The organism is Aeromicrobium sp. P2_G6 (assembly GCF_056403535.1).
On record NZ_JBFUFH010000008.1, the window covers coordinates 171554 to 197658 of the forward strand.

A 26105-nucleotide genomic window follows, 5' to 3' on the forward strand; every position below is an offset into this window, starting at 1 on the left:
GCCGGCCAGTGAGAGGATGGGCGTATGCGCATGGGCGTCCTCGACATCGGCTCCAATACGGGCCACCTCCTCGTGGTCGACGCGTTCCGCGGAGGCCCGCCGGTCCCGGCGCACAGCTACAAGGAGCCACTGCGCCTCGCGGAGCACCTCGACACCGACAACGCCGTGACAGAGGAGGGCGTCTCGCGGCTGGTCAAGTACGTCGTCGACGCTCGCGCCGAGGCCGAGGACAAGGGCTGCACGACGATCCTCGCGTTCGCGACCTCCGCCGTGCGCGATGCGGTCAACGCCGACGACGTCATCAACCGGGTCAACGAGGCGAGCGGCCTCGACCTGCAGGTGCTCAGCGGTGAGGACGAGGCCCGGCTGACCTTCCTGGCCGTACGCCGTTGGTTCGGCTGGTCCGCCGGACGCCTCGGGGTCTTCGACATCGGCGGCGGGTCGCTCGAGATCGCCGCGGGCCGGGACGAGAACCCCGACGTCGCCCAGTCGATGGCGCTCGGCGCCGGCCGGCTGACCCGTGACTGGCTCGACGCCGGGCGTACGCCCGCTGAGCTGCGGCTGCACGTCCGGTCGACGATCGCCGATGAGGCCGGAGCCGTGCTGCGCGGTGGGGCATTCGACCGCGCGGTCGCCACCAGCAAGACCTTCCGCTCGCTGGCCCGCATCTGCGGGGCCGCCCCTGCGAGCGAGGGCCAGTACGTACGCCGCGTGCTGCGCAAGGAGGACCTCTCGCCCCTGGTCGAGCAGCTCGCCACGATGTCGGCCGAGGAGGTCGCTGGCCTGCAGGGTGTGTCGCCGGATCGCGCCCACCAGATCAGGGCCGGCGCGATCGTGGCCGAGGCGACGATCGACCTGTTCGACCTCACGCAGCTCGAGATCTGTCCCTGGGCGCTGCGCGAAGGCGTGCTGCTGGAGCATCTCGACGCCCTGTAGACCCTGCGGACTAGCCTTGGGCACGTGCCTGGTCCCATCCGCGTCTCACTGTCGACCTCCTCGGTCTACCCGGGGTCGACGGCGAGCGGATTCGAGTCGGCGGCCCGGTTGGGATACGACGGGGTCGAGGTCATGGTCGGCATCGACGACGTCAGTGCCGACATCACCGCGATCAAGGCGCTGAGTGCCTTCCACGAGATCCCGGTCGTCTCGATCCACGCCCCCTGCCTCCTGGTCACGCAGCGGGTGTGGGGCAACGACCCGTGGGGCAAGCTGCACCGCAGTGCCGAGATGGCGCACGAGGTCGGCGCCTCGGTCATCGTCGTGCACCCGCCGTTCCGCTGGCAGCGCGACTACGCCAGGGGATTCGTCGACGGCATCGCCGCCCTCGAGGACCGGCACGGCGTCACGTACGCCGTCGAGAACATGTATCCCTGGCGCACCGGCAAGCGCGAGTTCCAGGCGTACGCGCCGGGGTGGGACCCCCTGCAGCACGACTACGCGCACGTGACGGTCGACCTCTCCCACAGCTCGACCGCCGGCGAGGACCCCGTGGAGATGGCCAAGGCGCTCGGCGGCCGGCTCTCCCACGTCCACATCGCCGACGGCTCCGGGTCCGCCAAGGACGAGCACCTGATCCCGGGACGCGGCTCGCAGCCGTGCCGGGAGTTCCTCGAGCTCGTCGCGGCGTCGGACTACGAGGGCGAGATCGTCGTCGAGATCAACACCCGCAAGGCCAAGGACCAGAACGAACGCGAGGCCGACCTGCTCGAGGCCCTGGCGTTCACCCGCCTCCACGCCTCTGTCTGACCCCGCCAGATTCTGCGAGGATGGCAGGCATGATCACCGCCGACCAGTTCCTCGCCTTCGGGGTTGCGGCCTTCATCCTCATCGCGATTCCCGGGCCCAGCGTCGTGTTCACGATCGGCCGCGCGCTCGCCTACGGTCGCGCGGTCGCCCTCGCGACCGTCGTCGGCAACACCTTGGGCCTGCTGACGGTCGTCATCCTGGTCGCGTTCGGCCTCGGCGTGATCGTCGAGGAGTCGATCGTGGTCTTCATGATCCTGAAGTTCGCCGGAGCCGCATACCTCGTGTGGCTCGGCGTCCAGGCGATCCGGCACCGCAAGGCGTTCAGCGTCAAGAACGCGGGAGCCGGCGGCTTCCCGGTGCTGACCTGGCCCAAGGTGATCCGCCAGGGCTACATCGTCGGGGTCTCCAACCCCAAGGCGTTCATGATCATCGGTGCCGTGCTGCCCCAGTTCATCGATCGCGGCAACGGCCACGTCCAGGCCCAGATGCTCCTCCTCGGCCTGATCGCCGTGGTGATCGGCCTGCTCTCCGACAGCCTGTGGGCGGTCATCGCGAGCCAGCTCCGCACCTGGTTCAACGCCTCGCCCAAGCGCGGCGAGGCGATGGGCGCGGTCGGTGGGACGTCGATGATCGGCCTGGGGGTCGGGCTGGCCGTCTCCGGCAACCACCACTGACCCGCCCCGGGAGACCCGCCCTACACTCGCCGGTATGACTCAACGCATCGCGATTCTCGGCGCCGGCGTGATGGGCGAGACCCTCCTGTCGGCGATCCTCCGATCGGGCCAGCCTGCCACAGACGTCGTGATCTCCGAGAAGCGCGAGGAGCGGGCGACCGAGCTCCGCGAGGCGTACGGGGTCACGGTCACCGGCAACGCCGAGGCCGTCGCCGACGCCGATGTGGTCCTGCTGGTCGTCAAGCCGCAGGACGTGCTGGCGCTGCTCGACGAGATCGCCGGCTCTGTCAGTCCTGACGCCACGGTCGTGTCCCTCGCCGCCGGCATCACGATCGGGACGATCGAGGGCGCCCTCCCTGACGGGGTCGCGGTCATCCGCGCGATGCCCAACACCCCGGCCCTCGTGGGTGAGGGCATGTTCGGCATCTCGCCCGGCACCTCGTGCTCGAGCGATCGCGTCGATGAGGTCGTACGCCTGCTGGAGTCCGGCGGCAAGGTCGTGGTCGTCGACGAGGCCAAGCAGGACGCCGTCACGGCGGTCTCCGGCTCCGGACCTGCCTACGTCTTCTACCTCGCCGAGGCGATGATCGCCGGGGGCGTCGACGCAGGCCTCGACGAGGAAACCGCGCGTACGCTCGCCGCCCAGACGCTCGTCGGCGCGGCAAAGCTGCTCTCGGAGTCGGACGACACCGCCGAGGAGCTCCGGCGCCGGGTCACCTCGCCCAACGGCACGACGCACGCCGCCATCACGACGTTCGACCAGCACGGGGTCAAGGACGGGTTGATCGCCGGCATCTCGGCTGCCGCCGCCCGATCCGCCGAGCTCTCCGGCCCGGCATAGGCTCTAGTGCATGACCGAGCGCCAGCGAGGGAATCATGAGGCACTCATGCCGTCGCCTCCGTATCGTTGCCTCTTCTTGGAGGTGACGGCATGACTGACCGGGCATGCGTCGTCTTCGACCAGCATCTGACCGAGTACAACTTCGGTCTGTCCCACCCCATGGCGCCGGTCCGCATCGACCTCACGATGGCACTCGCCCGCGAGATCGGCATCGTCGACGGGCTTGATGTCGTCGGGGCGATTCCAGCCACCGACGACGAGCTCAACCTGATCCACTCCGCGAGCTACATCGAAGGCGTCCACAGGCTCAGCGACCACCCGACGGACACCGATCCGAGCATCGGTCTGGGCACCGACGACAACCCGGTGTTCGCCCACATGCACGAGGCCAGCGCCCTGATCGCCGGCGCCAGCGTCGAGGCGGCCCGCCGGGTCTGGACCGGGGCCGCACCCCGCGCGGTCAACGTCAGCGGGGGACTGCACCACGCGATGCCCGGCAACGCCAGCGGCTTCTGCATCTACAACGACGTCGCGCTAGCGATCCGGTGGCTGCTCGACAACGGTGCGCAACGCGTGGCGTACGTCGACGTCGACGCCCACCACGGCGACGGCGTGCAGCAGATGTTCTGGAACGACCCACGGGTCCTGACGATCTCGATCCACGAGGGCCCGCAGACGCTGTTCCCCGGCACCGGCTACTCCGCCGAGACCGGTGGGGAGGGCGCCGAAGGCTCCGCGGTCAACATGCCGCTCCCGCCCGGCACGTCGGACGCCGGGTGGCTGCGCGCGTTCCACGCCGTGGTGCCGGCGCTGGTGCGCGAGTTCAAGCCCGACATCCTTGTCACGCAGCACGGGTGCGACTCCCACATGGACGACCCGCTGACCAACCTGATGCTCAGCGTCGATGGCCAGCGCGCGTCCTACCTCGCCCTGCGCGACCTCGCCGAGGAGGTCTGCGGCGGCAAGTGGGTCGCCACGGGCGGTGGCGGCTACGCCGTCATGGACGTCGTGCCCCGGGCCTGGGCGCATCTGCTCGCGATCGTCGCGGGATCACCGCTCGACCCCTCCACGCTGACCCCGGAACGCTGGCGTGCGCGCATCGAGGAGCTGCGCGGATCGCCCGGACCGCTGCGCATGACAGACGGTCGCGCCGTGGGCTATCGCGCCTGGGAACAGGGCTACGACCCCGCCAGCTGGCTGGATCGCTCGATCCAGGCCACCCGCACCGCGGCATTCCCCCTGAACGGCCTCGATCCCCAGCCGTGAGCCCTGAAATACCGGGCAGAATGCGCTCTAGCGAGGGAATTTGGGTAACTACTGTCCCGGAGGCCTCAGGAGGCACTAGTCTCAACCAAGGCACGCGCGCTGTTTCTCCGGTGGGGAAGCCGGAGAGCGCGCGTGCCCCTCAGGAAGCAGGTGGTGACATGGCATCCGGACCGACGTTCTTGACCGTCGCGGAAGTGGCGGCTCAGATGCGAGTCTCGAAGATGACGGTCTACCGTCTCGTGCACTCCGGCGAGCTCGAAGCCGTCCGCGTGGGGCGCTCCTTCCGCGTGCCCGAGCACGCTGTCGAGGAGTTCCTCGGCAAGTCCTACTTCCAGGCTGGCTGACCAGGCGCCCAACGTACGATTCGCGGCTCCCAGCGCGTGCATGGTCGGGCAAAATCCCGGCGGATGCTCACGTGTAGGCTGTTCGCAGCCAGTACCGGGGACCAAAGGCACGTCGGCGATCTCCGGAATGGCCACCAATCTCAGGCACCAGCCACATCGCGTGGCCAACAAGAATTGAGTCGTGACCCGTGGGTTCAGTCATCAAGAAGCGTCGCAAGCGGATGTCGAAGAAGAAGCACCGCAAGATGCTCAAGCGCACGCGAGTACAGCGTCGTCGTCTGGGCAAGTAGTCCTCCATGGCCCGGTCTGTCCTCGTCACCGGTGTTGCGGGTTCGTTTGCGTCGCTCTTCGCGCGCCGACTCGCGGACCTTGGCGAGGATGCGGGCATCAGCAAGGTCGTCGGCATCGACACGATGCTGCCGCCAGGTGACCTCGGTGGCGTGAAGTTCGTCCGCGCCGACATCCGCACTCCGGTCGTGGGCAAGGTCATCGCCGTCGAGGACGTCGACACCGTCGTCCATCTCGACGTCAACCCGCCCAAGCGCGGCCGTGCCGGTGGCGCCAAGGAGCTCAACGTCATCGGCACGATGCAGCTCCTGGCTGCCTGCCAGCGCTCGTCGACGGTCACCAAGTTCGTCCTGGGCTCCTCGACCGCGGTCTACGGCTCGTCGCCGCGCGACCCGGCGATGTTCACCGAGTCGCTGCTCGCCCGCGACGGCGTACGCAGCGGGTTCCCCAAGGACATCGTCGAGGTCGAGTCGTACGTTCGTGGGTTCGCCCGGCGCCGCCCCGAAGTCATCATCACGACGCTTCGATCGGCGCAGATCCTGCACCCGTCGATCGAGACCCCGCTGGCGACCTACTTCTCCAGCCCGGTGCTCCCGGCGGTCATGGGCTTCGATCCCCGGCTGCAGTTCGCCGACCTGAGGGATGCGTTCGCGGTCCTGGAGCAGTCGATCCTCAAGGACCGTCCCGGCACGTTCAACATCGCCGGCGACGGCGTCGTGCTGCTCAGCCAGGCGGCTCGTCGGCTCGGTCGGCCGATCATCCCGCTGCCGCCGATCGGTTTCGCCACAGCTGCGCGGCGGGTGCTGCGGGCAGCAGGATCCGACATCCCGCCTGATCTGCACCGCCTCCTGACCTACGGCCGCGTCGTCGACACCTCAGCGCTGCGAGAGATCTTCGGCTACGAGCTGACCCGCACCTCCCAGGACACCTTCGACGACTTCCGCGAGTCAGTGAGGCCCGGCCTCATGTCTGCGGTGGGGGGACGAGCATGACCGACGACCGCAAGACCATCGGATCGGGTGGCAAGGCTGGCCGCGGCAACCGCCAGACCTCGCCATCGGCGGCAGCGCGCGCGCTCGCCGGTGCGCCTCCTGCCAAGAAGCCAGTCGCCAAGAAGCAGGTCCCCGAACCCACGGCCAAGAAGAGTGCCGCCAAGACTGCCAAGCCGGCCGCCAAGAAGACTGCGGCCAAGAAGACTGCGGCCAAGAAGACGGCGCCCGCGGCACCCCCACCACCGCCACCGAAGCCGCGGCTGCGTGCCGTGACCGACGAGGACGCGGCCGAGGCGGCCGCTGCGGCGGCCGAGGAAGCCGCCAAGCGCACCCGGACGGCTGGAGCTGCACCGCTGTCGGCCGGCATCCCGATCGACGAGATCGTGGTCGCCCTGATCCAGGGCGCGCAGCGAGTCCTCGGCTCCGACTGGGAGTCGCGCGTCGCCACGCTTCTCGCGACGATCCGCAAGCGCATGAGCGGCGACTACGAGGTCGACGAGTTCGGCTTCGACCCGCAGATCACCGAGGTCCTGGCGGCCGCGATCGAACCCCTCGCCGAGAAGTGGTTCCGCCTCGAGGTCCGCGGGATCGAGAACATCCCGGCCGACGGCGGGGCGCTGCTGGTCGCCAACCACTCGGGCACGGTCCCGATCGACGGTCTGATCACGGGCTACGCCGTCAAGAAGTACTCCGGGCGCAACCTGCGGCCTCTGGGCGCCGACCTCGTGTTCTCGCTCCCGTTCGTCGGCCAGATCGCCCGCAAGGTCGGGGCGACGCTCGCCTGCACCGAGGATGCCGAGCGGCTGCTCACGACCGGCGAGCTCGCCGGTGTGTGGCCCGAGGGCTTCAAGGGCATCGGCAAGCCGTTCGCCGAGCGCTACAAGCTCCAGCGATTCGGCCGGGGCGGCTTCGTCTCGTCGGCCATGCGGGCACAGGTGCCGATCGTCCCGGTGTCGATCGTCGGCGCCGAGGAGATCTACCCGCTCGTGGGCAACGTGCCCTCGCTGGCCCGCCTGCTCGGGCTGCCCTATCTGCCGATCACGCCGTTCTTCCCGCTGCTGGGTCCGCTCGGCATGGTCCCGCTGCCCAGCAAGTGGATCATCGAGTTCGGTGAGCCGATCCGCACCGACGCGTACGACCCGGAGTCCGCGGACGATCCGATGCTGCTGTTCAACGTGACCGACCAGGTGCGGGAGACGATCCAGCAGACGCTCTACGGCCTGCTGGTCGACCGAGGCAACGCGTTCTTTTAGATCGGCTGAGGCCGCCAGCGGCCGAACGTCGATCAAGGTTGAGCCGAAGCGCGCCGAAGGCGCCACCTAGTCGAAACCCAGTGAGCTGAGCACCCAAGTTGGGTAGATCAACGCGCCCTTACTGGTTTCCGAGCAGCCCGTTCAGCAGACCGGGGATGAGACCCTCTTGGTTCTCGTCACCCAGCACGGCACCGAGGACCGGATCGGTGACATCAGCCAGCGACGGGGTCTTGGTGGTGGGTGCGGGCGTCGGGAGTGCCACGAGCGGCTTGTCGGTCGGCGTGGCCGTGGTCGGGCTCGAAGCGGGCTTGGAGTCGGTGCCCGACTTGGTGCTCGACTTGTCGTCCTTGGCGCCCGACTTCGTGGTGCCCTGGGGCGTCACGGACAGGCCCTCAACGGAGGAGACCAGCTTCTGGAGATCCCCGGTCGTGCACGCGCTGCAGAGCGAGGAGGCCCGGGTCGCCAGCTCGCTGATCGTGGCGGTCGCCGAGTCGAACGAGTCGCTGGCACCGGGTGGCAGCTGGGAAGACAGCGCCGAGAGGTTGGCTGTCGCCTCGATCGCGAAGTCGTTGACGGTGCGGATCGACTTCTGCTCGCCGCTGTCGGTGAAGTCGTCGAAGAGGGCGCTCGAACCGGACTCGGCCTGCGTCGCGAAGGATTCGAGTGTCTCGGCGATGAGGTTCTCGGAGCCGTCCTTGCCGCTCAGTTCGCGAGCCTCGGCGAGGCGCTCGGAGGCCTGACGGAGCTGGAACGAGCCGCGGGAGGCCTCGTCGCGGTGGAGGGTGAGCTCGACTGACTCAACGCTGCGCTTGACCGGATAGAGCATGTCGCCCGGGACGGCGGACGCGCTCGAGGCGACGACGCCGACAACGCCGGCCGAGGCGACCATGGCTGCGGTGAGGCCGGCAACGCGACGACGGACGGGACTGGTGTGGCGTGTGGGCGCTGCTGCGCGCGACGTGGTGGCAGGCATCGGAACGAGCGCCGTCTCGGCCTCGGTCATGAGCATCGTGCGGAGTGACTCGCGGAACATCGGCGAGGGCTCGGCAACGGCGGCTTCGCAGATACCTTCGACGAAGCGCACCAGCCCGGCGATTTCTTCGTCGCCAGCTGTGCGGCCGCTCCAAGCCTCCTCGAAGGACTGGGCGTCGTCGTGGAAGCGACGGCCGATCATGATGGGTTCCTCACTGCTGTGGATGTTCCACGACCTACAACGACCTCAGGCGCCCTGAGGTTACGGGGAAATGACAGGACAAAGACGTCTGTGGAAATCATCGCGCGTCCTCCGGCATCGTCTTGGCCAGGCTCCGGACGGCACGCAGCTGGAGCTGCTTGATGGCACCTTCGCTGCGGCCGAGTGCGGCAGCGGTCTGGGCGATCGACAGGCCTTGGATGAAGCGCATGAGGATGCAGTCGCGCTGTTCGTTGGGCAGCGAGTTGACCGCCTCGAACAGCATCTCGTTGGAGATCAGTGCCAGGACCTCGTCCTCGGGGCTGGCGACCGTGGCCTTTCCCTCGGGAATCGTCTCGGCGACGATCTCCAGTCGCGCCCGGCTGGACTTGAAATGGTCGGCGACGAGGTTGCGGGCGATCGTCGTCAGCCACGCCCCGAAGTCCTTGCCCTGCCAGTTGAAGCGCTGGATCGCCCGGAGCCCGCGGACGAACGTCTCGCTGGTCAGGTCCTCCGCGAGCTGCTGGGATCCGACGCGGTAGTAGATGAACCGGAAGACACCCGAGACGTAGTGGTCGTAGAGCTGTCCGAACGCCTCGGCGTCGCCCTCCTTGGCAAGGTCGACCAAGGCGCGCAGACGGGTGGCCTCGGGATCGTTGTCGTCGCTGGGGCTGCCGGAGCCGGTGGAGGGCGCGTACGCCGGGGAGTCCGCGACCGAGAGGGCGATCAGGAGCGAGCGGTCGTCGGGGGTCGCCAAGGCAAGTGACAGCGCAGCGCGCAATCGACTTGTGGTGTCCCTCACAGGCCCTCCCTGTTCTCCGAAATACTAACGCGGAGGGGGGTAACTGTCAGTTTCTTCCGGTTTTTCTGTGACGCAGCACACGCCACGCACCGCCGGCGGCAGCGGCCGCGATGACGCCCTTTCCGCTGACCAGCGCCACTTTGCGCCCTGTGCGGTAGTCGCGGATGCGCCAGCCGTTGGACCTGGCGTGAGCGCGGAGCGTGGAGTCAGGATTGACGGCACAGGGATGTCCCACGAGGGACAGCATCGGCAGGTCGTTGCTGGAGTCGGAGTACGCGTAGCAGTCCGCCAGCACCAGACCCTCGCGCTCGGCGATCTCCTTGATCGCGGTGGCCTTGCCCTCGCCGTGCAGCATCTCGCCCACCAGCTCGCCGGTGTAGACGCCGTCGATGTGCTCCGGGACAGTGCCCAAGGCGCCGGTCAGGCCGAGGCGACGGGCGATGACGTTGGCGATCTCGATCGGCGCGGCGGTGATGAGCCAGACCCGCTGGCCCCGGTCGAGGTGCCACTGGGCGATCGCGCGGGTGCCCGGCCAGATCTTGTGCGCCATGTGCTCGTCGAAGATCTCCTCGCCGATCTCCTCGAGCTCGGAGACCTTGTGCCCGGCGATGAACGCGAGCGCCGACGAACGGGCCCTGGCGATGTGCTCGGGGTCCTCGACGCCCGCGATCCGGAAGTAGAGCTGCTGCCACGTGGCCTTGACGATGTCCTTGGTCGTGAAGAACTTGCGTCGGTGCAGGCCGCGAGCGAGGTGGAAGATCGACGCACCTTGCATGATCGTGTTGTCGACGTCGAAGAACGCTGCCGCCGTCGTGTCGGGCTGGGTCGTGAGCGCATTCTCCATCTCGGCCGCCGCCGCTGCGGCCTGGCCGGACAGCACTGATCGCGACCGCAGATTGCGTGGTTGATCGGGTCGAGCGTCCCGTGGCATGTAACCGAGACTAACGTCCTCTGTCCTCAGCTACCTGTGGTTGACTCGGAGGCGTGACAGTCAATGTCAGCGACTACCTCCGAGACGCTGCGTCCACCGATCCTGATGGCGTCGCGTTGGTGGAGCACCGCGCCCAACGGCGTGAGGTCACCTGGCGTGAGCTCGACGACGCAGCCGACGCGGTCGCGCGTGGCCTGTCCGCCCGCGGGCTCGTGGCCGGCCAGCGCGTCGCGGTCGTCATGGCCAACCGCATCGACCTGCCGATCGCCTACTTTGGCATCCTGCGCGGCGGCATGGTCGCGGTGCCGATCAACCCCCGGTCGACGACCCGGGAGATCGGGCGCATGCTGGCCGACTCGTTGGCTCGTGTCGTGCTGTGCGACGAGGCCGGCATCTCGCAGGTCCGCGAGGCCGTGACCGACGACCACCAGGTCAGTGTGATCGTTGACGGCGCGAAGCCTCAACAAGGTGAGACGGCGTTCGAGGCGTTCCTGGCCGACGCGGTCGGCACCGACCCCGCAGCGCCCGTCGATGCCGAGGCCCTGGCCGTCGTGCTCTACACGTCCGGCACAAGTGGCAAGCCGCGCGGCGCGATGCTGACGCATCGAGCGCTGATCGCCAACATCGAGCAGATCGCCCGGCTCGACCCGCCGGCGATGACGTCCGACGACGTATGCCTGGGGCTGCTGCCGATGTTCCACATCTACGGCCTCAACTGCGTGCTGGGCCAGGCCGTACGCCAGCGGGCCCGCGTGCTCCTCGTCGACGGATTCGACCCCGGCGGGCTGCTGGACCAGATCGTGGCCGAAGGCGTCACCAACATCCCGCTCGCGCCGCCCGTCGTGGCAGCCTGGGCCGGACGCGACGACCTGCGGGACAAGCTCGCTCGCGTGACGACGATCCTGTCCGGGGCCTCGGCCCTCGACCCCGAGCTCGCCGAGACCTTCTTCGCGTCGTCCGGCAAGCACATCGAGCAGGGCTACGGTCTCACTGAGACCGCGCCGGTCATCGCCACGACGTTCGATTCCCCCCGCGAACCGGGCACGCCGCCCAAGCCCGGCTCGGTTGGCCGTCCGCTGCCGGGCATCGAGGTCCGGATCGTCGAGGCCAACGGTGCCGACGCGCATGCGGGTGATCCTGCGGAGATCTGGGTCAAGGGCGACAACCTCTTCTCGGGCTACTGGCCCGACGGGGTGGACGGCCCGCGTGACGACGGCTGGTATCCCACGGGTGACGTCGGCTTCCTCGACGGGGACGGTGACCTCACGCTGGTCGACCGGCTCCGGGAGCTGGTCATCGTGTCGGGCTTCAACGTCTACCCGTTCGAGGTCGAGGACGTGATCGCCGAGGTGCCGGGAGTCACGCAGGTCGCGGTCGTCGGCCTGCCCGACGAGGAGACCGGCGAGGCCGTCGTGGCGTTCGTCGTCCCCGAGAACCCGGAGACGGACGAGACCACGATCATCGAGTCGGTCGAGGCGCACTGCCGTACGCGGCTGGCTCGGTTCAAGCAGCCCAAGCGGATCGTGGTCGTGCAGGGCCTGCCGCACTCGGCGACCGGCAAGGTCGCCAAGGGTCGCCTGCGTGCCCTCGCCCGCAGCGAGACGCTCGGCCTCGACGCATCGTGACGATCGCCCATTCCGGCGATGCCCGTGTCGTCGTCTACTCCCGTCCCGGGTGCCACCTGTGCGAGGTGGCGGAGGCGCTCGTCGCCGAGATCTGTGCCGAGACCGGCGCCACTTGGTCCCGGGTCGACATCACGACGGACGACGACCTGACCTCGCGATTCACCGAACAGGTGCCGGTCACGTTCGTCGACGGGGCCCAGCACGACTTCTGGCGCGTCGACCCCGTACGCCTGCGAAAGGCGCTCGAGCGTACGTCCTGAGGCGCAAGCACATGTGACATATGCCATCGCTCCGACTCACGATTTTGTTAACGCGTTCACAAACTCTTAAACTGAGGGCGCATCGCATGCCAGTCCCGACAGGGATAATCCCGGGCAATGCAGTGCAGGAGCACCGTGACCATACTTCGCACCCCCCTCGCGGACGGAAGCGCCCGTGGCATCCCTGATGCCACCGTTGCCCGTCTGCCGGTCTACCTGCGCGCTCTCAACGCGCTGACCGAGCAGGGCGTCGCGACGTGTTCCTCCAACGACCTCGCTGAGAACGCCGGCGTCAACCCGGCCAAGCTCCGCAAGGACCTGTCCTACCTCGGCTCCTACGGCACCCGTGGTGTCGGCTACGACGTCGAGTACCTCCGCTACCAGATCGCCCGCGAGATCGGCCAGACCCAGGACTGGGACGTCGTCATCGTCGGCGTCGGCAACCTCGGCTCCGCTCTGTCGGCCTACCAGGGCTTCAGCACGCGTGGCATTCGCGTGGCGGCGCTCGTCGATGCCGACCCCAAGCGCGTCGGCGCCGTCATCTCCGGCATCAAGGTGACCTCGCTCGACGACCTGACGACGGTCGTCAAGGAGCGCGAGATCTCGATCGGCATCATCGCGACCCCGGGCACGGCCGCCCAGGAGGTCGCCGATCGCCTCGTCGCGGCGGGCATCACCAGCATCCTCAACTTCGCGCCTGCGCTCGTGCAGGTCCCCGACGGCGTCGACGTCCGCAAGGTCGACCTGTCGATCGAGCTGCAGATCCTCGCCTATCACGAGCAGCGTAAGGCCGGGAACGACAAGGTGGTTGGTGCATGAGCGTTCTCGTTGTTGGTATGTCCCACAAGTCGGCCCCGATCGACATCCTCGAGCGCGCGTCGCTCGACGTCGACGCGGCGGTCAAGCTCTCGCACCTCGTGCTCGAGGCCCCCTTCGTCTCCGAGTCGGTCGTCATCTCGACGTGCAACCGGGTCGAGATCTACGTCGAGGCCGAGCGCTTCCACGGCGCCGTCGAAGAGGTGTCGCGCCTGCTCGCCGAGCACTCGGGCCTCGACCGTGACGACTTCGTCCGCCACGTCTACGTCCACTTCGACGAGGCCGCCGTCGCGCACCTGTTCGGTGTTGCCGCCGGCATGGACTCGATGATCCTCGGTGAGAGCCAGATCCTCGGCCAGGTCCGCGACGCGCTCCACAGTGCACAGGCCGAGTCGACCGTGGGCTCGGCGCTCAACGCGCTGTTCCAGCAGGCGTTGCGCATCGGCAAGCGTGGCCACGCCGAGACCGGCATCGACCGACTCGCTCCGTCGATCGTCACCGCTTCGCTCGATGCCGCCGGTGACGTCGTCGACGCCGAAGACACCCGCTTCCTGGTCGCCGGCGCCGGCACGATGGCCAGCCTCGCCGTCCGCACCCTCGTCGGTCGCGGAGTGGCGCCGAGCCGCATCATGGTCGCCAACCGCACGTTCCAGCGTGCGTACGCCCTGGTCGCCGCGTTCGGCGTCAGTGCGGTCCGCTGGGAGGCCATGGACGTCGAGCTGTCCGCGACGGACGTGCTCATCAGCTGCACCGGCGCGACCGGCGTCGTGTTCGACCGCGAACGCATCGCCAAGGCCGGCGCGGGCCGCAGCATGGCGCTGATCGACCTCGCCCTGCCCCGTGACATCGACACCGCGGTCCGCGATCTCGAGGGCGTCGACCTCATCGACCTGGTCGTGCTGGCGCGCCTGGGCGAGAACTCCGAGCTCGCCGGCGACATCGAGCTGGTGCGTGGCATCGTCGAGGACGAGGTCCGTACGTTCCTCGCCGCCAAGGCCGCCTCACACATCACGCCGACCGTCGTCGCGCTGCGCACGATGGCGACCGATGTCGTCGCCGCCGAGCTGGCCCGCATCGAGACCCGGCTCCCTGACCTCACCGACGACCAGCTCGCGGCGGTCCGCAAGGCCCTGCACCGCGTCGCCGAGAAGCTCATCCACGCGCCGACCGTGCGCGTCCAGCAGCTCATCGACGGACGGGCCGACCTGACCTACGCCGAGGCTCTCGCCGACCTGTTCGCACTCGACCAGTCGACCGTCGACGCCGTGACGCAGGTCAAGGGGGAGTCCTCATGACGGCCCTGCGACTCGGCACCCGCGCCTCGGCGCTTGCCATGACCCAGTCGGGCCTGATCGCCGACCGGCTCCGCGCGACCGGCGTCGAGGTCGAGCTCGTCACGATCTCGACCGAGGGCGACCGCAGCTCGCAGCCGCTGGTCGAGTTCGGTGGCCAGGGTGTGTTCGTCGCTGCCCTGCGCGAAGCGCTCGTACGTGGCGATGTCGACATCGCGGTGCACTCGCTCAAGGACCTGCCGACGACCCCCGATCCCCGCCTCGCCCTCGCCGCGATCCCGCAGCGCGAGGACCCCCGCGACGTGCTCGTGGCCCGCGACGGGATGACTCTTGGCGAGCTGCCGCAGGGCGCCCGCATCGGCACCGGCTCGCCGCGCCGCGAGGCACAGCTCAACGCGCTGGGCCTCGGTGTCGAGGTCGTCCCGGTCCGCGGCAATGTCGACACCCGCATCGCCAAGGTCGCCTCGGGCGAGTACGACGGCGTCCTGCTCGCCCGCGCCGGACTGCTGCGGCTCGGCCGCGCCGACGAGGCGACCGAAGTCATTGATCCTCTGCAGATGCTTCCCGCCCCCGGGCAGGGAGCACTTGCCTGCGAATGTCGCGCCGATGATGACGCGACGATTCACCTACTCAGCGGTCTCGACGACAGCGACACCCGTGCTGCCGTCACCGCTGAGCGCAGCCTCCTCGCCACCCTCGAGGCAGGTTGCAGTGCACCTGTGGGAGCTCTTGCCGAAGTCGCCCAGGGCGACGACGGTGACGAGCTCTGGCTCCGTGCCGTGGTCGGAAGCACTTCCGGCTCGCCCACCATCCGACTGTCCGCGACCGGCTTGCCATCCGAAGCCGCCGCGGTCGGGGAGCGTCTCGCTGCCGAGATGCTCGCCGAAGGCGCAGACACCCTTGTGTCTGTCGCCTCATAACCCCCAGGCAGATCGAGAAAAGGACCACCGTGACCATCACCACTGCGATGCGAGAAGCACCGTCCCCGGCTCGACCGAACGCACACAAGGCCGTCCGCGGCCACGTGAGCTTCGTCGGCGCCGGACCGGGCGATGCCAGCCTGCTGACGGTGCGCGCGGCTGAGCTGCTCGCCCAGGCGGACATCGTCATCACGGAGCTGCCCGAGCAGGCGGCCCTCGTCACCAACGGTGCCGAGATCGTCGACGGCGGAGTCGGCGAGGACGGCGAGACCCTGACGCACGCCGCGCGTGCCCGACTCGTCGTCAAGTACGCCAAGACCGGCTCCCACGTCGTACGCCTGATCGCGGGTGACCCGTTCACCTACGCGACGGCGCCCGAGGAGGCCGCGGCCTGCAGCAAGGCCGGCATCGGCTTCGAGATCGTGCCGGGCATCTCGTCGGTCTCGGCCGTGCCCGCCTACGCCGGCGTGCCGCTGACCAACCGCACCCACCGCGAGTACTCCGTGGTCAGTGTCGGCGACGCCTCGATCAACTGGTCCGAGCACGCCAGCCAGGAGACCCTGGTGCTGCTGTCGGCCGTCGCTCGCATCGGCGAGGTCGCTGCCGGGCTCATCACCGCCGGACGCTCCGCCGAGACGCCCGTTGCGATGACCCGGGTGGGCACGACGACCGAGCAGACCACGATCGTCTCCACCCTCGCCGACATCGCCGCCGACGCCAAGGCTGCCGGCATGACCGCGCCGGCCATCACGGTCGTCGGCCAGGTCGTCACGATGCGCGAGGCGCTGTCGTGGTTCGAGACCAAGCCGCTCTACGGCTGGCGCGTCCTGGTGCCCCGCACCAAGGAGCAGTCGGCCAGCCTGGCTGCGCGCCTGCGTGGCTTCGGTGCCCTCTCTGAAGAGGTCCCGACGATCTCGGTCGAGCCGCCGCGCAACCCGCAGCAGATGGACAAGGCCGTCCGCGGCCTCGTCGAGGGTCGCTACGAGTGGATCGCGTTCACGAGCGTCAACGCCGTCAAGGCCGTGCGCGAGAAGTTCGAGGAGTACGGGCTCGACGCCCGCGCGTTCTCGGGCCTCAAGATCGCCGCGGTCGGCGACAAGACCGCCGAGGCCATCGCCACGTGGGGCATCCGTGCCGACCTCATCCCGAGCGGTGAGCAGTCGGCCCGTGGGCTCCTCGAGGACTGGCCGCCGTACGACGACCTGCTCGACCCGATCAACCGGGTCTTCCTGCCCCGCGCCGACATCGCGACCGAGACCCTCGTGGCCGGACTCGTCGAGCTGGGCTGGGAGGTCGACGACGTCACGGCGTACCGCACCGTCCGGGCGGCCCCGCCGCCAGCGCCGACACGCGAGGCGATCAAGACCGGCAAGTTCGACGCGGTCATGTTCACCTCGTCGTCCACGGTCCGCAACCTCGTGGGCATCGCCGGCAAGCCGCACACGTCGACGATCATCGCGTGCATCGGCCCGGCGACCGCCAAGACCGCCGAGGAGCACGGCCTGCGGGTCGACGTCCTCGCCGAGTCCCCGTCGGTCGAGGTGCTGGCTGACGCGCTCGCCGAGTTCGGCGCGGCTCGTCGCCTCGCGTTCCTCGACGCGGGCGAGCCGGTGACCAAGCCTTCGCAGAAGCGTCCTTCGACGCGACGGAAGGCCTGAGGCATGAGCGAGCGCCAGCGAGCGAACCATCAGGACAGCATGGTTGCGCGCCCTTACCGTTGCTTCTTCGAGGGCGCGTAACCATGCCATTCCCCGCCGATCGTCCTCGTCGCCTGCGCCAGTCGCCGGCGATGAGGCGGTTGGTGGCGGAGACGCACGTCCAGCCCTCCCAGCTGATCCTGCCGATGTTCATCGCGGAGGGCCTCAGCCAGCCGCACCCGATCGCCAGCATGCCCGGCGTCGTGCAGCACACGCGTGAGACGGCTCGCAAGGCGTACGCCGAGGCAGCCGCGCTCGGGCTCGGCGGCGTCATGCTGTTCGGCGTGCCCGAGCACAAGGACGCCCAGGGCTCCGGTGCCCTGGACCCTGACGGCATCCTCAACGTCGCACTCGCCGACGCTCGCGCCGAGGTGGGCGACGACCTGCTGGTGATGTCGGACCTGTGCCTCGACGAGTTCACCGATCACGGCCACTGCGGTGTGCTCGACGCCCAGGGTCGCGTCGACAACGACGCGACGCTCGAGATCTACGCCCAGATGGGTGTCGTGCAGGCTGAGTCAGGCGCCCACGTCGTCGGTCCCAGCGGCATGATGGACGGCCAGGTCGGTGTCATCCGCGAGGCACTCGACCACGCGGGACATGACGACACCGTGATCCTGGCCTACGCGGCGAAGTACTCCTCAGCCTTCTACGGCCCCTTCCGCGAGGCCGTGGCGTCGTCGCTGCAGGGCGACCGCAAGACGTACCAGCAGGACCCCGCCAATGCCCGTGACGCGATCCGCGAGGTGCTGCTCGACATCGAGGAGGGCGCCGACATCGTCATGGTCAAGCCGGCGCTGTCCTACCTCGATGTCATCGCCGACGTCCGCGCGACGGTCAACGTGCCGGTCGCGGCCTACAACATCTCCGGCGAGATGGCGATGGTCGAGGCTGCGGCGGCCAACGGCTGGATCGACCGAGAGCGCACGATCGACGAGATCATCCTGTCGATACGCCGGGCCGGCGCGGACATCGTGCTCACCTACTGGGCCGCGGAGCTCGCCGCCCGCCTCAACCGCTGAGCGGCTTCAGTCGTAGATGACCGCGCGGCCCTGACGTCGCAGCTCGGCAAGGCCGTCGCGCATGCCCTGCAGCTGGTCGGGGGTGTGCCCCTCCCAGTCCGTCAGCTCGCCGACGATCGTGACGGGGTCCTTGGTGCGATAGGACCGGGTCGGATTGCCCGGGAACTTCTTGTCCGTCACGTTCGGGTCGTCTTCGAGTGATCCCGTCGGCTCCACGATGTAGATCCGGCCGCGACCCTCGCCCTCGGCGAGCTCGGCGCCCCAGGCCGCGGCGTCCAAGGTCTCCGTGACGTAGACGTGGTTCGCCGTCCGTCCCTCCTCGTAGTTCGAGCGGTGCCCGGGCACCAAGACGCCGCCGACGGACAGGTCGGCCTTCGTCCCGTGCAGCAGCGCCCCCGACTCGTGGACCTCGAACGGCTTCGGTCCGCCCATGATGCACACCCCCATTAGCTCAGCCACGACTCTATTGCGGCAACACAAGCAGAAGGGGCCCTCCATCGGAGGGCCCCTTCTGCTGATGTCCGCTTGGCTAGCTCAGCAGCGAGGTGATGCAGCTCGTGAGCGCGACCAGGTCGAGGGCGGAGATGCCGCTCGCGATGCACTGGGTCTTGGCCTCGGCCCAGGTCAGGGTCGCCGAGCCGCCGGTGCTGCCGCCAGTCGTGCCGCCGGTGGTGCCACCCGTGGTGCCACCCGTGGTCCCTCCGGTGGCGCCGCCCAGATCGCTGGACAACCCGTCGACCAGGCCGGTGATGCCTCCGGTCGTGCCGCCGGTCGACCCTCCTCCGCCAGTGCCACCCGTGCCGCCAGTGCCACCCGTGCCGCCGGTGCCACCGCCCGTGCTGCCGCCTCCGGTGCTGCCGCCCGAGCCGGACTCGTTGGCCTTCTGCTCGGCAGCCGCGGCCTTCTTGCGCTGCGCCGAGCTCAGGGTCTGGTCGTTCGACGACGAGGTCAGGACCGAGCCGGTCGTGTAGCCGTTGGGCGACTGCGTGAAATCACCCTGGGCGTACCTGGCGGAGATGGCCAGGACGAGGTCGACGTAGGAGTCGGAGTGGTTGTAGCGCTTGACCGCGGCAGCCGCGCCCGACTGCGTCGAGAGGTCGTCGGTGCCGGCGCACAGGTAGACGCCCGCCGAGGTGGCCGCGTCGTCGATGTCCTGCGGGTTCTTCTTGCCGTCGTTGTCCGAGTCGACCGCAACGTTCTTCCAGGTGCCGGGGATGAACTGCATGGGGCCGACCGCGCGGTCGTAGACCGGGTCGTTGTCGAGCGAGCCGCTGTCGGTGTCGGTGATCTTGGCGCGGCCGTCGTTGCCGTCGAGGGCGACGCCGTAGATGCCGGGCGTCGCGAGGCCGTCGGCGTTGAGGGAGTTGCCGCCCGTGCGGCCGTGGTTGGACTCGACGCGGCCGATCGCGGCAACCAGGTTCCAGGGCAGCTTGCACGCCTTGTCAGCCTTGCCGAGCAGCGTCTCGGAGCGGTGGTAGGCGTAGAGCGCAGACGCAGGAATGCCGTTGGTGGAGAGCGTCGAGACGGTGCCGGCGAGGCCCGCCTTGGGGTCGATGCCTTCGGGAGTCGGCTGCACGCTCGCGGGGTCCTCGAACGCGGTCGAGGGCACGTTGGGGATGTTGGCGTCGGAGCTGTCCGACGCCGTCGCGAGGTCCGCGCGGGCCAGCGTGGCGCCCCATGCTCCGACCAGAACGGCCATCGGAACAAGGGCGCTGGCCTTTTGCCAGCGCGTGAGTTTGCGAGCTCCCATAAGACTGTGCCCTCCATGCTGCCGTCACAACGTGCGGCATACCGTAAACCGATGTTACTGCCAGGCGCGACGCGCCGCAAAGCAGTGACGACCTACACAACGAGGTCGACAGCCTGTTGGTTACGGTCTGTCGACGCCGCCGACCGGCCGGAAATGCCATTGAGGACAATGGATGGCGTGACTTCCAACCCCGCTTCGCAAGGCCTGTTCGACCGCGCCCGGGCGGTCTCGCCTGGCGGCGTCAACTCCCCGGTGAGAGCCTTCCGGGCCGTCGGCGGCACTCCGATCTTCATGCGGTCCGGGGCTGGTGCCTGGCTGACCGACGTCGACGGCAGCCGCTACGTCGACCTCGTCGGCTCCTGGGGCCCCATGCTGCTGGGCCACGCCCACCCTGAGGTCCTGGCCGCCGTGTCCGAGGCGGTCGGTCGCGGCACGTCGTTCGGTACGCCCAGCGAGCCCGAGGTCCTGCTCGCCGAGGAGATCGTCGGGCGTACGCCCACGGACTCGGTGCGCCTGGTGTCGTCGGGCACCGAGGCGACGATGTCGGCGATCCGGCTTGCTCGCGGGTTCACCGGGCGCGACAAGATCGTCAAGTTCGCGGGTTGCTACCACGGCCACGTCGACGCACTCCTGGCCGAGGCCGGATCGGGCGTCGTGACGCTGGGCCTGCCGGAGACACCCGGCGTGCCGGCGCACGTCACGGCCGACACGATCGTGCTGCCCTACAACGACCGGGCCGCAGTCGAGGCGGCCTTCGAGGCGTACGGCGACCAGATCGCCTGCCTCATCACCGAAGCCGCGCCGGGCAACATGGGTGTCGTACCGCCGGAGCCGGGCTTCAACGGCTTCCTCGCCGAGACGTGCGCGCGCAACGGGGCCCTGTTCATCAGCGACGAGGTCATGACCGGCTTCCGGGTCACCCGCTCCGGGCACTGGGGTGTCGACGGTGAGCCGGAAGGATGGCGACCCGACCTGCTGACGTTCGGCAAGGTCATGGGCGGTGGCTTCCCCGCGGCGGCGTTCGGGGGCCGTCGCGACGTCATGGAGCAGCTCGCACCGGTCGGGCCCGTCTATCAGGCGGGCACGCTGTCGGGCAATCCGATCGCGACCACCGCAGGCCTCACGACCCTGCGGCTCGCGGACGCCGAGGCGTACGCCCGGCTCGACGATGCCTCGTCGCAGCTGCAGCGACTCGTCGCCGATGCGCTCGACGCCGCCGGCGTCACGTACGCACTGCAGAGCGCCGGCAACATGTTCAGCGTCTTCTGGGGCGTCGACAAGCCCGTGACGGACTTCGCCGGCGCGCAGGCGCAGGAGGCGTGGCGCTACCGCCCGTTCTTCCACGCGATGCTCGACGCCGGCGTCTACCTCCCACCGAGTGCCTACGAGTGCTGGTTCGTCTCGGCGGCGCACGGCTCGGAGGCACTCTCTAGAATTGCCGAGGCGCTGCCGGCTGCAGCGCGCGCTGCTGCCCAAGCGACTTCCGACAGCTGACAAGGACGACGACCATGACGACTCGAACCATCGTGCATCTGATGCGGCATGGCGAGGTCCACAACCCGATGGGCGTCCTCTACGGCCGCATCGCGGGCTACAACCTCTCCGAGCTCGGGCACGAGATGGCCGCCAAGGTCGCCGAGTCGCTCAAGAGCAACGACATCACGCACCTCGTGGCCTCGCCGCTCGAGCGTGCACAGCAGACCGCCAGGCCGCTCTCGGAGATCCTCAAGCTCGACATCGAGATCGACGAGCGCGTCATCGAGGCGGGCAACAAGTTCGAGGGCAAGACCTTCGGCATCGGCGACGGGGCGCTGAAGCGCCCGCAGAACTGGTGGCACCTGCGCAACCCGCTCACGCCGTCGTGGGGCGAGCCCTACAAGGAGATCGCCGCCCGTATGCGCGCCGCGATCGACGACGCCCGCGAATCCGCACGCGGTCATGAGGCCGTCATCGTGTCGCACCAGCTGCCGGTCTGGACAGCCCGGCGGTCGTACGAGAAGGCGCGCTTCGCCCACGACCCGCGCAAGCGGCAGTGCTCGCTCGCGAGCCTCACGACCTTGACGTTCGAGGATGACGCGTTCGTCGGCCTGACCTACAGCGAGCCGGCCGGCGACCTCATCCCGGACGCCCTGCGCAACAAGTTCGTCGGCGGGGCATGACCCGCACCCCACGACTCCGAGTGGCAATGGCGATCGGGGCGCTGGTCCTGGTCTCCGCGTGCGGTGGTGGCGGCCGGGACCGTACGACCGACGGCTACGTCGGCGCTGACGGGAGCAAGAACGAGCTCGTGACCGTCGTCCCTGTGGCCGAGCGCAAGCCGGCCCCCAAGCTCGAGGGAGAAGGTCTCGACGGCAAGCCGCTGTCGACCACCGACTTCGCCGGCAAGACCCTCGTGATCAACCTATGGGGGCCGTGGTGCCCCCCATGCCGCGCCGAGGCACCGGTGCTCAAGGAGATCTCCGAGTCGTACGCCGAAAAGGATGTGCAGTTCATCGGCATGCTCACGCGTACGCCGGACACGTCGTCGGCGATCGCGTTCAACCGCAAGAAGGGCATCGCCTATCCGAGCTTCGCGGACGAGGGTGGCAGCCTCGAGCTCGAGTTCGTCGACACCTTGCCGACCCAGGCGATCCCCACGACGTGGGTCATCGACGCCAAGGGCCGGGTCGCCGCCCGCATCATGGACCCCAAGCTGCGCGCCTCGACGCTCGCCGGTGTGATCGACGACGTGCAGAAGAGCACGCCGTGACGGACTGGTTCCAGGACACCGTCTCATCAGGCAACCTGCTCCTTGCGGTGCCGATCGCCGTGCTCGCCGGGCTCGTGTCGTTTTTCTCCCCGTGCGTGCTGCCGTTGCTGCCGGGCTACCTGTCGTACGTCTCGGGCGTCGCCGCGCAGGACCTCGAGTCGGCCAGGCGCGGACGCCTGCTCGCGGGGTCATTGCTGTTCGTCCTCGGCTTCAGCACGGTGTTCGTCCTGGGCGGGGCGCTGTTCGGGTCGGTGGGCCTCGAGCTGGAGAAGTACCAGCGTGAGCTCTCGATCGTCACGGGCATCCTGGTGATCGCCTTGGGCCTGGTCTTCGTCGGCTTCATCCCGTTCATGCAGCGTGAGTCCCGGGTGCATGCCGTGCCGACCGTGGGGCTCGCGGTCGCGCCGCTGCTCGGTGTCTTCTTCGGCCTCGGCTGGACCCCGTGCATCGGACCGACACTCGCTGCGGTGCTGGGCCTCTCGTTCTCGGCCGACGACGCCTCTGCTGCCCGTGGTGCTTTCCTCGCCCTCACGTACTGCCTGGGTCTCGGGATCCCGTTCGTCCTCGCGGCCCTCGGGTTCGGCAAGTTCATGCGCGCGGTGTCGTGGTTCAAGCGCAACCAGCGCCTCGTCTCGATCATCGGCGGCGTGCTGCTGATCGCGGTGGGCGTCATGCTCGTGACCGGCTGGTGGGAAGACCTGGTCGGTGAGATGCAGACGTGGGTCAGCGGATTCGAGGCGCCGGTATGAGCGAGCGCCAGCTGGGGGTCCCCCCACGAGCCCTGCGAGTAGGGGGCGCGAATCATGTGGCTGCAGTCATGCCGCTGCCTCCGTATCGTGGGCTCTTCTTGGAGGCGGCGGCATGACCGACAACGCCGTTCCCGCCCTCGGGCGCCGGGAGTTCACCCGGTGGTTCTGGCGACAGCTGACCTCGATGCGTACGGCGCTCTTCCTCCTCCTGCTGCTGGCGATCGCCGCGGTCCCGGGATCGCTCGTGCCGCAGCGTGGCGTCGACGCGCGGGCTGTCGAGACGTACTTCCTCGACCATCCCAAGAGCGCGCCGACGCTCGACAAGCTCGGATTCTTCAGCGTCTACACGTCACCGTGGTTCAGCGCGGTCTACCTGCTGCTCATGGTGTCCCTGATCGGCTGCATCATCCCGAGGTCGTTCGTCTACCTCAGAGCCATGCGCGCCCGGCCTCCCAAGGCTCCGCGCAACTTCTCGCGCCTGCCGGCCTCGGCGTCCTTCGAGACGCAGGCGTCGGTCGAGGAGGTCATCGCCGCGGGCCGCCAGGCGCTCGGCCGGGCCCGCATCGACGTCGTTGACGGTGAGCTCAGTGCGGAGCGTGGCTTCCTCCGCGAGGCCGGCAACCTGGTCTTCCACATCAGCGTCGTCGTGGTTCTCGTGGGCGTCGCGGTCGGCACCCTGTTCGGCTATCGCGGCTCGGCGATCGTCACGGAGGGGCAGGGCTTCTCCAACTCCCTCACGCAGTACGACGAGTTCGGCTCCGGATCACTGTTCAAGCCAGGCCAGCTGCCGCCGTTCTCCCTCAAGCTGGAGAAGTTCACCGCCAAGTTCCAGCCGCTCGGCAGCCAGCAGGCCGGGGCCCCGAGGCTGTTCCGGGCTCAAGGGGCGTACACGTCGAAGCCCGGTGCCGGCGAGCGTACGTTCGACATCACCGTCAACCACCCGCTCGAGATCGACGGAACCTCGGTGTTCCTCGTCGGACAGGGCTATGCGCCGGTGCTCAAGGTCACCGACGCCGGCGGCGATGTCGTGTTCAACGAAGCGGTGCCGTTCCTGCCGAGCGACCCGTCGTACACCTCGAACGGCGTGGTCAAGGTCCCCGATGCCGAGCCGCAGCAGCTCGGGTTCCAAGGATTCTTCCTGCCGACCGCCGCCAGCGGAGCCGATGGCGCGTCGATCTCGGTCTATCCCGCTGCCGCCAATCCGTTGCTCGGTCTGTTCGTCTGGCACGGCGACCTCGGCCTCGACGCCGGTACGCCCCAGTCGGTCTACATCCTCGACAAGTCGAAGATGAAGCAATACATGAACGGCGACAAGGGCTATCGCGTCAGCCTCCAGCCGGGCCAGTCGCAAAAGCTGCCCAACGGCGGAACAATCGAGTTCGCCGGACTCAGGCAGTTCGCCCGGTTCCAGATCAGCGCCTCGCCGGGTGTGCAGGTGCCGCTCATTGGCATCGTCGCCGGCCTCCTGGGGCTCGTGACCTCGCTGACGGTCAAGCCGCGCAGGACCTGGATCAGGGCCCGTCGCGACGGTTCACGTACCGTGGTGGACGTCGCCGTGCTCGACCGCGTCCCCCGTGACGACCTGCCGGCCGACCTGAACGCCTTCCTCGAGCGGTTCCGCGAATCGCTGGGAGAGACAGAGGAGAAAGTGACATGACGGCTGCGCAGTACGAGCAGTTCTCCAACTACGCCGTCGCGTCGGCGACCGGCATCCTGGCGCTCGCGTTCGTCGCGTACGTCGCGCAGTGGGGGTTCGCCCGCAAGATCGCTCCGGAGCGCGAGCTGGTTGCGGCTGGCCCGGGCACTGAGGGGTCGACGGCCGAGGAGGGGACCGCCTCGGAGCGCAGCGACATCGCCGGTGGCATCGGGTTCTCGCTCACGAGTCTTGCCTGGATCGTGCTGCTCGCCGGAGTCATCGCCCGTGGCTTGTCTGCCGAGCGGGTGCCGTGGGGCAACATGTACGAGTTCGGCTGCGCCGCGACGCTCATGGCCCTCACGGCATACATCGTCCTCGTGCGGATGTGGGCGATCGACTGGGTCGGTCCGATCATCACGGGCTTCGGCACCGTCGTGCTCGGCCTGTCGGCGCTGGTCTTTGTGCCGCCGGGGCCGCTCGTGCCCGCCCTGCACTCGTACTGGCTGGTGATCCACGTCCTCGGCGCGATGATCTCCGGCTCGGCGTTCCTCGTCGGCGCCGCGGCGTCGGTGCTCTACCTCGTCAAGGCCCGCGCCGAGCGCACCACCGCCGAGGCTGACCGAGTCGGCTTCCTGTGGCGCATCCCGCCGTCGGCCAAGATCGACCAGGTCGCCTATCGCGTCCACGCCTTCGCCTTCCCGATCTGGACCTTCGCCGCGCTGATCGCCGGTCCGATCTGGGCGCAGTACGCCTGGGGCCGCTACTGGGGTTGGGACCCCAAGGAGGTCTGGGCGTTCATCACCTGGGTCGTCTATGCCGGCTACCTTCACGCGCGCGCCACGGCGGGCTGGAAGGGCAAGGCCGCCGCGATCATCGCACTGGTCGGCTTCGCGACGTTCGTCTTCAACTTCGTCGGCATCAACCTCTTCGTGTCCGGCATGCACTCCTACGCCAAGTAGGGCCCGCGGCCACTGCGCCTCTAGAGACCTCGGAGGTAGTCGGGGTCGTCGTCGGGGCCTCTGGGGCCGGGGCTCGGGGGACGGGGCGGCTTGGCCCGGCCATCGCCGGGTGCCGAGCGTTCGCGACCGACCAGCAGCCACAGCAGCGGGCCGACGGCGGGGGCGAGGATCACCAGGAACCACAGCGGCTTGGGGATGTATCGAACGCTGTGGCTGGGGGTCGCGACGAGGTCGAACAGCGCGTAGACGAACAGGGCAACACCGATGACGATGAGTACGAACTTGCCCATGCAGCAACGTTACCGGGCGCGGTGCAACCGGC

Annotated in this window: 28 protein-coding genes; 22 read left to right on the forward strand and 6 right to left on the reverse strand. The window is 68.9% G+C overall.

Annotated features, from left to right (window positions below; genetic code table 11):
* Positions 1-24 precede the first annotated feature (24 nt).
* The 9 genes from AC1DVU_RS21370 to AC1DVU_RS21410 all read left to right on the forward strand — a co-directional run bounded on the left by AC1DVU_RS21370 (position 25) and on the right by AC1DVU_RS21410 (position 7404).
* The gene (locus AC1DVU_RS21370; protein ID WP_476924479.1) at positions 25-936 is read left to right on the forward strand and encodes a Ppx/GppA phosphatase family protein; all 912 of its coding nucleotides are present in this window, start codon (positions 25-27) and stop codon (positions 934-936) included.
* 24 nt (positions 937-960) lie between these two features.
* Complete coding sequence (locus AC1DVU_RS21375) at positions 961-1746, forward strand: sugar phosphate isomerase/epimerase family protein (protein ID WP_476924480.1); 786 nt, start codon at positions 961-963, stop codon at positions 1744-1746.
* A 29-nt stretch (positions 1747-1775) separates the two neighbouring features.
* Positions 1776-2420 (forward strand): LysE family translocator, encoded by a 645-nt coding sequence (locus AC1DVU_RS21380; protein WP_476924481.1) that lies wholly within the window; start codon positions 1776-1778, stop codon positions 2418-2420.
* A 34-nt stretch (positions 2421-2454) separates the two neighbouring features.
* Positions 2455-3261, forward strand: a complete 807-nt coding sequence (gene proC / locus AC1DVU_RS21385; protein WP_476924482.1) for a pyrroline-5-carboxylate reductase — start codon at positions 2455-2457, stop codon at positions 3259-3261.
* 90 nt (positions 3262-3351) lie between these two features.
* On the forward strand, positions 3352-4527 hold the full coding sequence (locus tag AC1DVU_RS21390; RefSeq protein ID WP_476924483.1) for an acetoin utilization protein AcuC: 1176 nt from the start codon (positions 3352-3354) through the stop codon (positions 4525-4527).
* A gap of 158 nt (positions 4528-4685) precedes the next feature.
* Positions 4686-4871 (forward strand): helix-turn-helix domain-containing protein, encoded by a 186-nt coding sequence (locus AC1DVU_RS21395; protein WP_056399614.1) that lies wholly within the window; start codon positions 4686-4688, stop codon positions 4869-4871.
* A 188-nt stretch (positions 4872-5059) separates the two neighbouring features.
* Positions 5060-5161, forward strand: a complete 102-nt coding sequence (locus tag AC1DVU_RS21400; protein WP_019143756.1) for a 30S ribosomal protein bS22 — start codon at positions 5060-5062, stop codon at positions 5159-5161.
* A 6-nt stretch (positions 5162-5167) separates the two neighbouring features.
* Entirely contained in the window at positions 5168-6151 is a 984-nt protein-coding gene (locus tag AC1DVU_RS21405; RefSeq protein WP_476924484.1) for an NAD-dependent epimerase/dehydratase family protein, read from the forward strand.
* Entirely contained in the window at positions 6148-7404 is a 1257-nt protein-coding gene (locus tag AC1DVU_RS21410) for a lysophospholipid acyltransferase family protein (protein WP_476924485.1), read from the forward strand. Before AC1DVU_RS21405 ends, AC1DVU_RS21410 begins: the two co-directional genes overlap by 4 nt.
* Positions 7405-7522: 118 nt before the next feature.
* On the opposite strand, the gene AC1DVU_RS21415 is transcribed toward AC1DVU_RS21410, so the two are convergent.
* From AC1DVU_RS21415 to AC1DVU_RS21425, 3 genes are all read right to left on the reverse strand, one after another.
* The gene (locus AC1DVU_RS21415; protein WP_476924486.1) at positions 7523-8578 is read right to left on the reverse strand and encodes a DUF5667 domain-containing protein; all 1056 of its coding nucleotides are present in this window, start codon (positions 8576-8578) and stop codon (positions 7523-7525) included.
* A gap of 97 nt (positions 8579-8675) precedes the next feature.
* Positions 8676-9377, reverse strand: coding sequence for a sigma-70 family RNA polymerase sigma factor (locus AC1DVU_RS21420; RefSeq protein ID WP_476924487.1), 702 nt, complete (start codon positions 9375-9377; stop codon positions 8676-8678).
* A gap of 46 nt (positions 9378-9423) precedes the next feature.
* On the reverse strand, positions 9424-10308 hold the full coding sequence (locus AC1DVU_RS21425) for an HAD family hydrolase (RefSeq protein WP_476924488.1): 885 nt from the start codon (positions 10306-10308) through the stop codon (positions 9424-9426).
* 53 nt (positions 10309-10361) lie between these two features.
* Between AC1DVU_RS21425 and AC1DVU_RS21430 the strand changes: the two genes are divergently transcribed.
* From AC1DVU_RS21430 to hemB, 7 genes are all read left to right on the forward strand, one after another.
* The gene (locus AC1DVU_RS21430; RefSeq protein WP_476924489.1) at positions 10362-11933 is read left to right on the forward strand and encodes a class I adenylate-forming enzyme family protein; all 1572 of its coding nucleotides are present in this window, start codon (positions 10362-10364) and stop codon (positions 11931-11933) included.
* The gene (locus AC1DVU_RS21435) at positions 11930-12193 is read left to right on the forward strand and encodes a glutaredoxin family protein (RefSeq protein ID WP_476924490.1); all 264 of its coding nucleotides are present in this window, start codon (positions 11930-11932) and stop codon (positions 12191-12193) included. The genes AC1DVU_RS21430 and AC1DVU_RS21435 overlap by 4 nt, the downstream gene beginning before the upstream one ends.
* A 135-nt stretch (positions 12194-12328) precedes the next feature.
* On the forward strand, positions 12329-13012 hold the full coding sequence (locus tag AC1DVU_RS21440) for a redox-sensing transcriptional repressor Rex (protein WP_476924491.1): 684 nt from the start codon (positions 12329-12331) through the stop codon (positions 13010-13012).
* The gene (locus AC1DVU_RS21445; RefSeq protein ID WP_476924492.1) at positions 13009-14304 is read left to right on the forward strand and encodes a glutamyl-tRNA reductase; all 1296 of its coding nucleotides are present in this window, start codon (positions 13009-13011) and stop codon (positions 14302-14304) included. The genes AC1DVU_RS21440 and AC1DVU_RS21445 overlap by 4 nt, the downstream gene beginning before the upstream one ends.
* Positions 14301-15221, forward strand: a complete 921-nt coding sequence (hemC, locus tag AC1DVU_RS21450) for a hydroxymethylbilane synthase (RefSeq protein ID WP_476924493.1) — start codon at positions 14301-14303, stop codon at positions 15219-15221. The genes AC1DVU_RS21445 and hemC overlap by 4 nt, the downstream gene beginning before the upstream one ends.
* A gap of 47 nt (positions 15222-15268) precedes the next feature.
* Positions 15269-16879: a bifunctional uroporphyrinogen-III C-methyltransferase/uroporphyrinogen-III synthase gene (locus AC1DVU_RS21455; protein ID WP_476924542.1), complete on the forward strand. Its 1611-nt coding sequence runs from the start codon at positions 15269-15271 to the stop codon at positions 16877-16879.
* A gap of 83 nt (positions 16880-16962) precedes the next feature.
* Complete coding sequence (gene hemB / locus AC1DVU_RS21460) at positions 16963-17940, forward strand: porphobilinogen synthase (RefSeq protein ID WP_476924494.1); 978 nt, start codon at positions 16963-16965, stop codon at positions 17938-17940.
* A 6-nt stretch (positions 17941-17946) separates the two neighbouring features.
* Here the strand turns inward: hemB and arr are convergent, their stop codons facing one another.
* Complete coding sequence (gene arr, locus AC1DVU_RS21465; RefSeq protein WP_476924543.1) at positions 17947-18387, reverse strand: NAD(+)--rifampin ADP-ribosyltransferase; 441 nt, start codon at positions 18385-18387, stop codon at positions 17947-17949.
* 82 nt (positions 18388-18469) lie between these two features.
* Positions 18470-19639 carry a lytic transglycosylase domain-containing protein gene (locus AC1DVU_RS21470; RefSeq protein ID WP_476924495.1) on the reverse strand — a complete coding sequence of 390 codons (1170 nt, stop codon included), beginning with the start codon at positions 19637-19639 and terminating at the stop codon, positions 18470-18472.
* A gap of 228 nt (positions 19640-19867) precedes the next feature.
* On the opposite strand from AC1DVU_RS21470, the gene hemL reads away from it, so the two are divergent.
* From hemL to ccsB, 6 genes are all read left to right on the forward strand, one after another.
* Positions 19868-21184 carry a glutamate-1-semialdehyde 2,1-aminomutase gene (gene hemL / locus AC1DVU_RS21475; protein WP_476924496.1) on the forward strand — a complete coding sequence of 439 codons (1317 nt, stop codon included), beginning with the start codon at positions 19868-19870 and terminating at the stop codon, positions 21182-21184.
* A gap of 14 nt (positions 21185-21198) precedes the next feature.
* On the forward strand, positions 21199-21849 hold the full coding sequence (locus tag AC1DVU_RS21480; RefSeq protein ID WP_476924497.1) for a histidine phosphatase family protein: 651 nt from the start codon (positions 21199-21201) through the stop codon (positions 21847-21849).
* The gene (locus tag AC1DVU_RS21485) at positions 21846-22439 is read left to right on the forward strand and encodes a TlpA family protein disulfide reductase (RefSeq protein ID WP_476924498.1); all 594 of its coding nucleotides are present in this window, start codon (positions 21846-21848) and stop codon (positions 22437-22439) included. Before AC1DVU_RS21480 ends, AC1DVU_RS21485 begins: the two co-directional genes overlap by 4 nt.
* Entirely contained in the window at positions 22436-23188 is a 753-nt protein-coding gene (locus AC1DVU_RS21490) for a cytochrome c biogenesis CcdA family protein (RefSeq protein WP_476924499.1), read from the forward strand. The genes AC1DVU_RS21485 and AC1DVU_RS21490 overlap by 4 nt, the downstream gene beginning before the upstream one ends.
* Before the next feature lie 112 nt (positions 23189-23300).
* The gene (gene resB, locus AC1DVU_RS21495; protein WP_476924500.1) at positions 23301-24845 is read left to right on the forward strand and encodes a cytochrome c biogenesis protein ResB; all 1545 of its coding nucleotides are present in this window, start codon (positions 23301-23303) and stop codon (positions 24843-24845) included.
* Positions 24842-25783 (forward strand): c-type cytochrome biogenesis protein CcsB, encoded by a 942-nt coding sequence (ccsB, locus tag AC1DVU_RS21500; protein ID WP_476924501.1) that lies wholly within the window; start codon positions 24842-24844, stop codon positions 25781-25783. The genes resB and ccsB overlap by 4 nt, the downstream gene beginning before the upstream one ends.
* A 20-nt stretch (positions 25784-25803) precedes the next feature.
* On the opposite strand, the gene AC1DVU_RS21505 is transcribed toward ccsB, so the two are convergent.
* Positions 25804-26073: a PLDc N-terminal domain-containing protein gene (locus AC1DVU_RS21505; protein ID WP_476924502.1), complete on the reverse strand. Its 270-nt coding sequence runs from the start codon at positions 26071-26073 to the stop codon at positions 25804-25806.
* Positions 26074-26105: the final 32 nt, after the last annotated feature.

Coding starts and splice junctions, on each gene's coding strand:
- AC1DVU_RS21370 (WP_476924479.1), top strand. CDS start 25: ATGCGCATGGGCGTCCTCGACATCGGCTCCAATACGGGCCACCTCCTC.
- AC1DVU_RS21380 (WP_476924481.1), top strand. CDS start 1,776: ATGATCACCGCCGACCAGTTCCTCGCCTTCGGGGTTGCGGCCTTCATC.
- proC (WP_476924482.1), top strand. CDS start 2,455: ATGACTCAACGCATCGCGATTCTCGGCGCCGGCGTGATGGGCGAGACC.
- AC1DVU_RS21390 (WP_476924483.1), top strand. CDS start 3,352: ATGACTGACCGGGCATGCGTCGTCTTCGACCAGCATCTGACCGAGTAC.
- AC1DVU_RS21395 (WP_056399614.1), top strand. CDS start 4,686: ATGGCATCCGGACCGACGTTCTTGACCGTCGCGGAAGTGGCGGCTCAG.
- AC1DVU_RS21405 (WP_476924484.1), top strand. CDS start 5,168: ATGGCCCGGTCTGTCCTCGTCACCGGTGTTGCGGGTTCGTTTGCGTCG.
- AC1DVU_RS21410 (WP_476924485.1), top strand. CDS start 6,148: ATGACCGACGACCGCAAGACCATCGGATCGGGTGGCAAGGCTGGCCGC.
- AC1DVU_RS21415 (WP_476924486.1), bottom strand. CDS start 8,578: ATGATCGGCCGTCGCTTCCACGACGACGCCCAGTCCTTCGAGGAGGCT.
- AC1DVU_RS21425 (WP_476924488.1), bottom strand. CDS start 10,308: ATGCCACGGGACGCTCGACCCGATCAACCACGCAATCTGCGGTCGCGA.
- AC1DVU_RS21445 (WP_476924492.1), top strand. CDS start 13,009: ATGAGCGTTCTCGTTGTTGGTATGTCCCACAAGTCGGCCCCGATCGAC.
- hemC (WP_476924493.1), top strand. CDS start 14,301: ATGACGGCCCTGCGACTCGGCACCCGCGCCTCGGCGCTTGCCATGACC.
- AC1DVU_RS21455 (WP_476924542.1), top strand. CDS start 15,269: ATGCGAGAAGCACCGTCCCCGGCTCGACCGAACGCACACAAGGCCGTC.
- hemB (WP_476924494.1), top strand. CDS start 16,963: ATGCCATTCCCCGCCGATCGTCCTCGTCGCCTGCGCCAGTCGCCGGCG.
- arr (WP_476924543.1), bottom strand. CDS start 18,387: ATGGGGGTGTGCATCATGGGCGGACCGAAGCCGTTCGAGGTCCACGAG.
- AC1DVU_RS21470 (WP_476924495.1), bottom strand. CDS start 19,639: ATGGCCGTTCTGGTCGGAGCATGGGGCGCCACGCTGGCCCGCGCGGAC.
- AC1DVU_RS21480 (WP_476924497.1), top strand. CDS start 21,199: ATGACGACTCGAACCATCGTGCATCTGATGCGGCATGGCGAGGTCCAC.
- AC1DVU_RS21485 (WP_476924498.1), top strand. CDS start 21,846: ATGACCCGCACCCCACGACTCCGAGTGGCAATGGCGATCGGGGCGCTG.
- resB (WP_476924500.1), top strand. CDS start 23,301: ATGACCGACAACGCCGTTCCCGCCCTCGGGCGCCGGGAGTTCACCCGG.
- ccsB (WP_476924501.1), top strand. CDS start 24,842: ATGACGGCTGCGCAGTACGAGCAGTTCTCCAACTACGCCGTCGCGTCG.
- AC1DVU_RS21505 (WP_476924502.1), bottom strand. CDS start 26,073: ATGGGCAAGTTCGTACTCATCGTCATCGGTGTTGCCCTGTTCGTCTAC.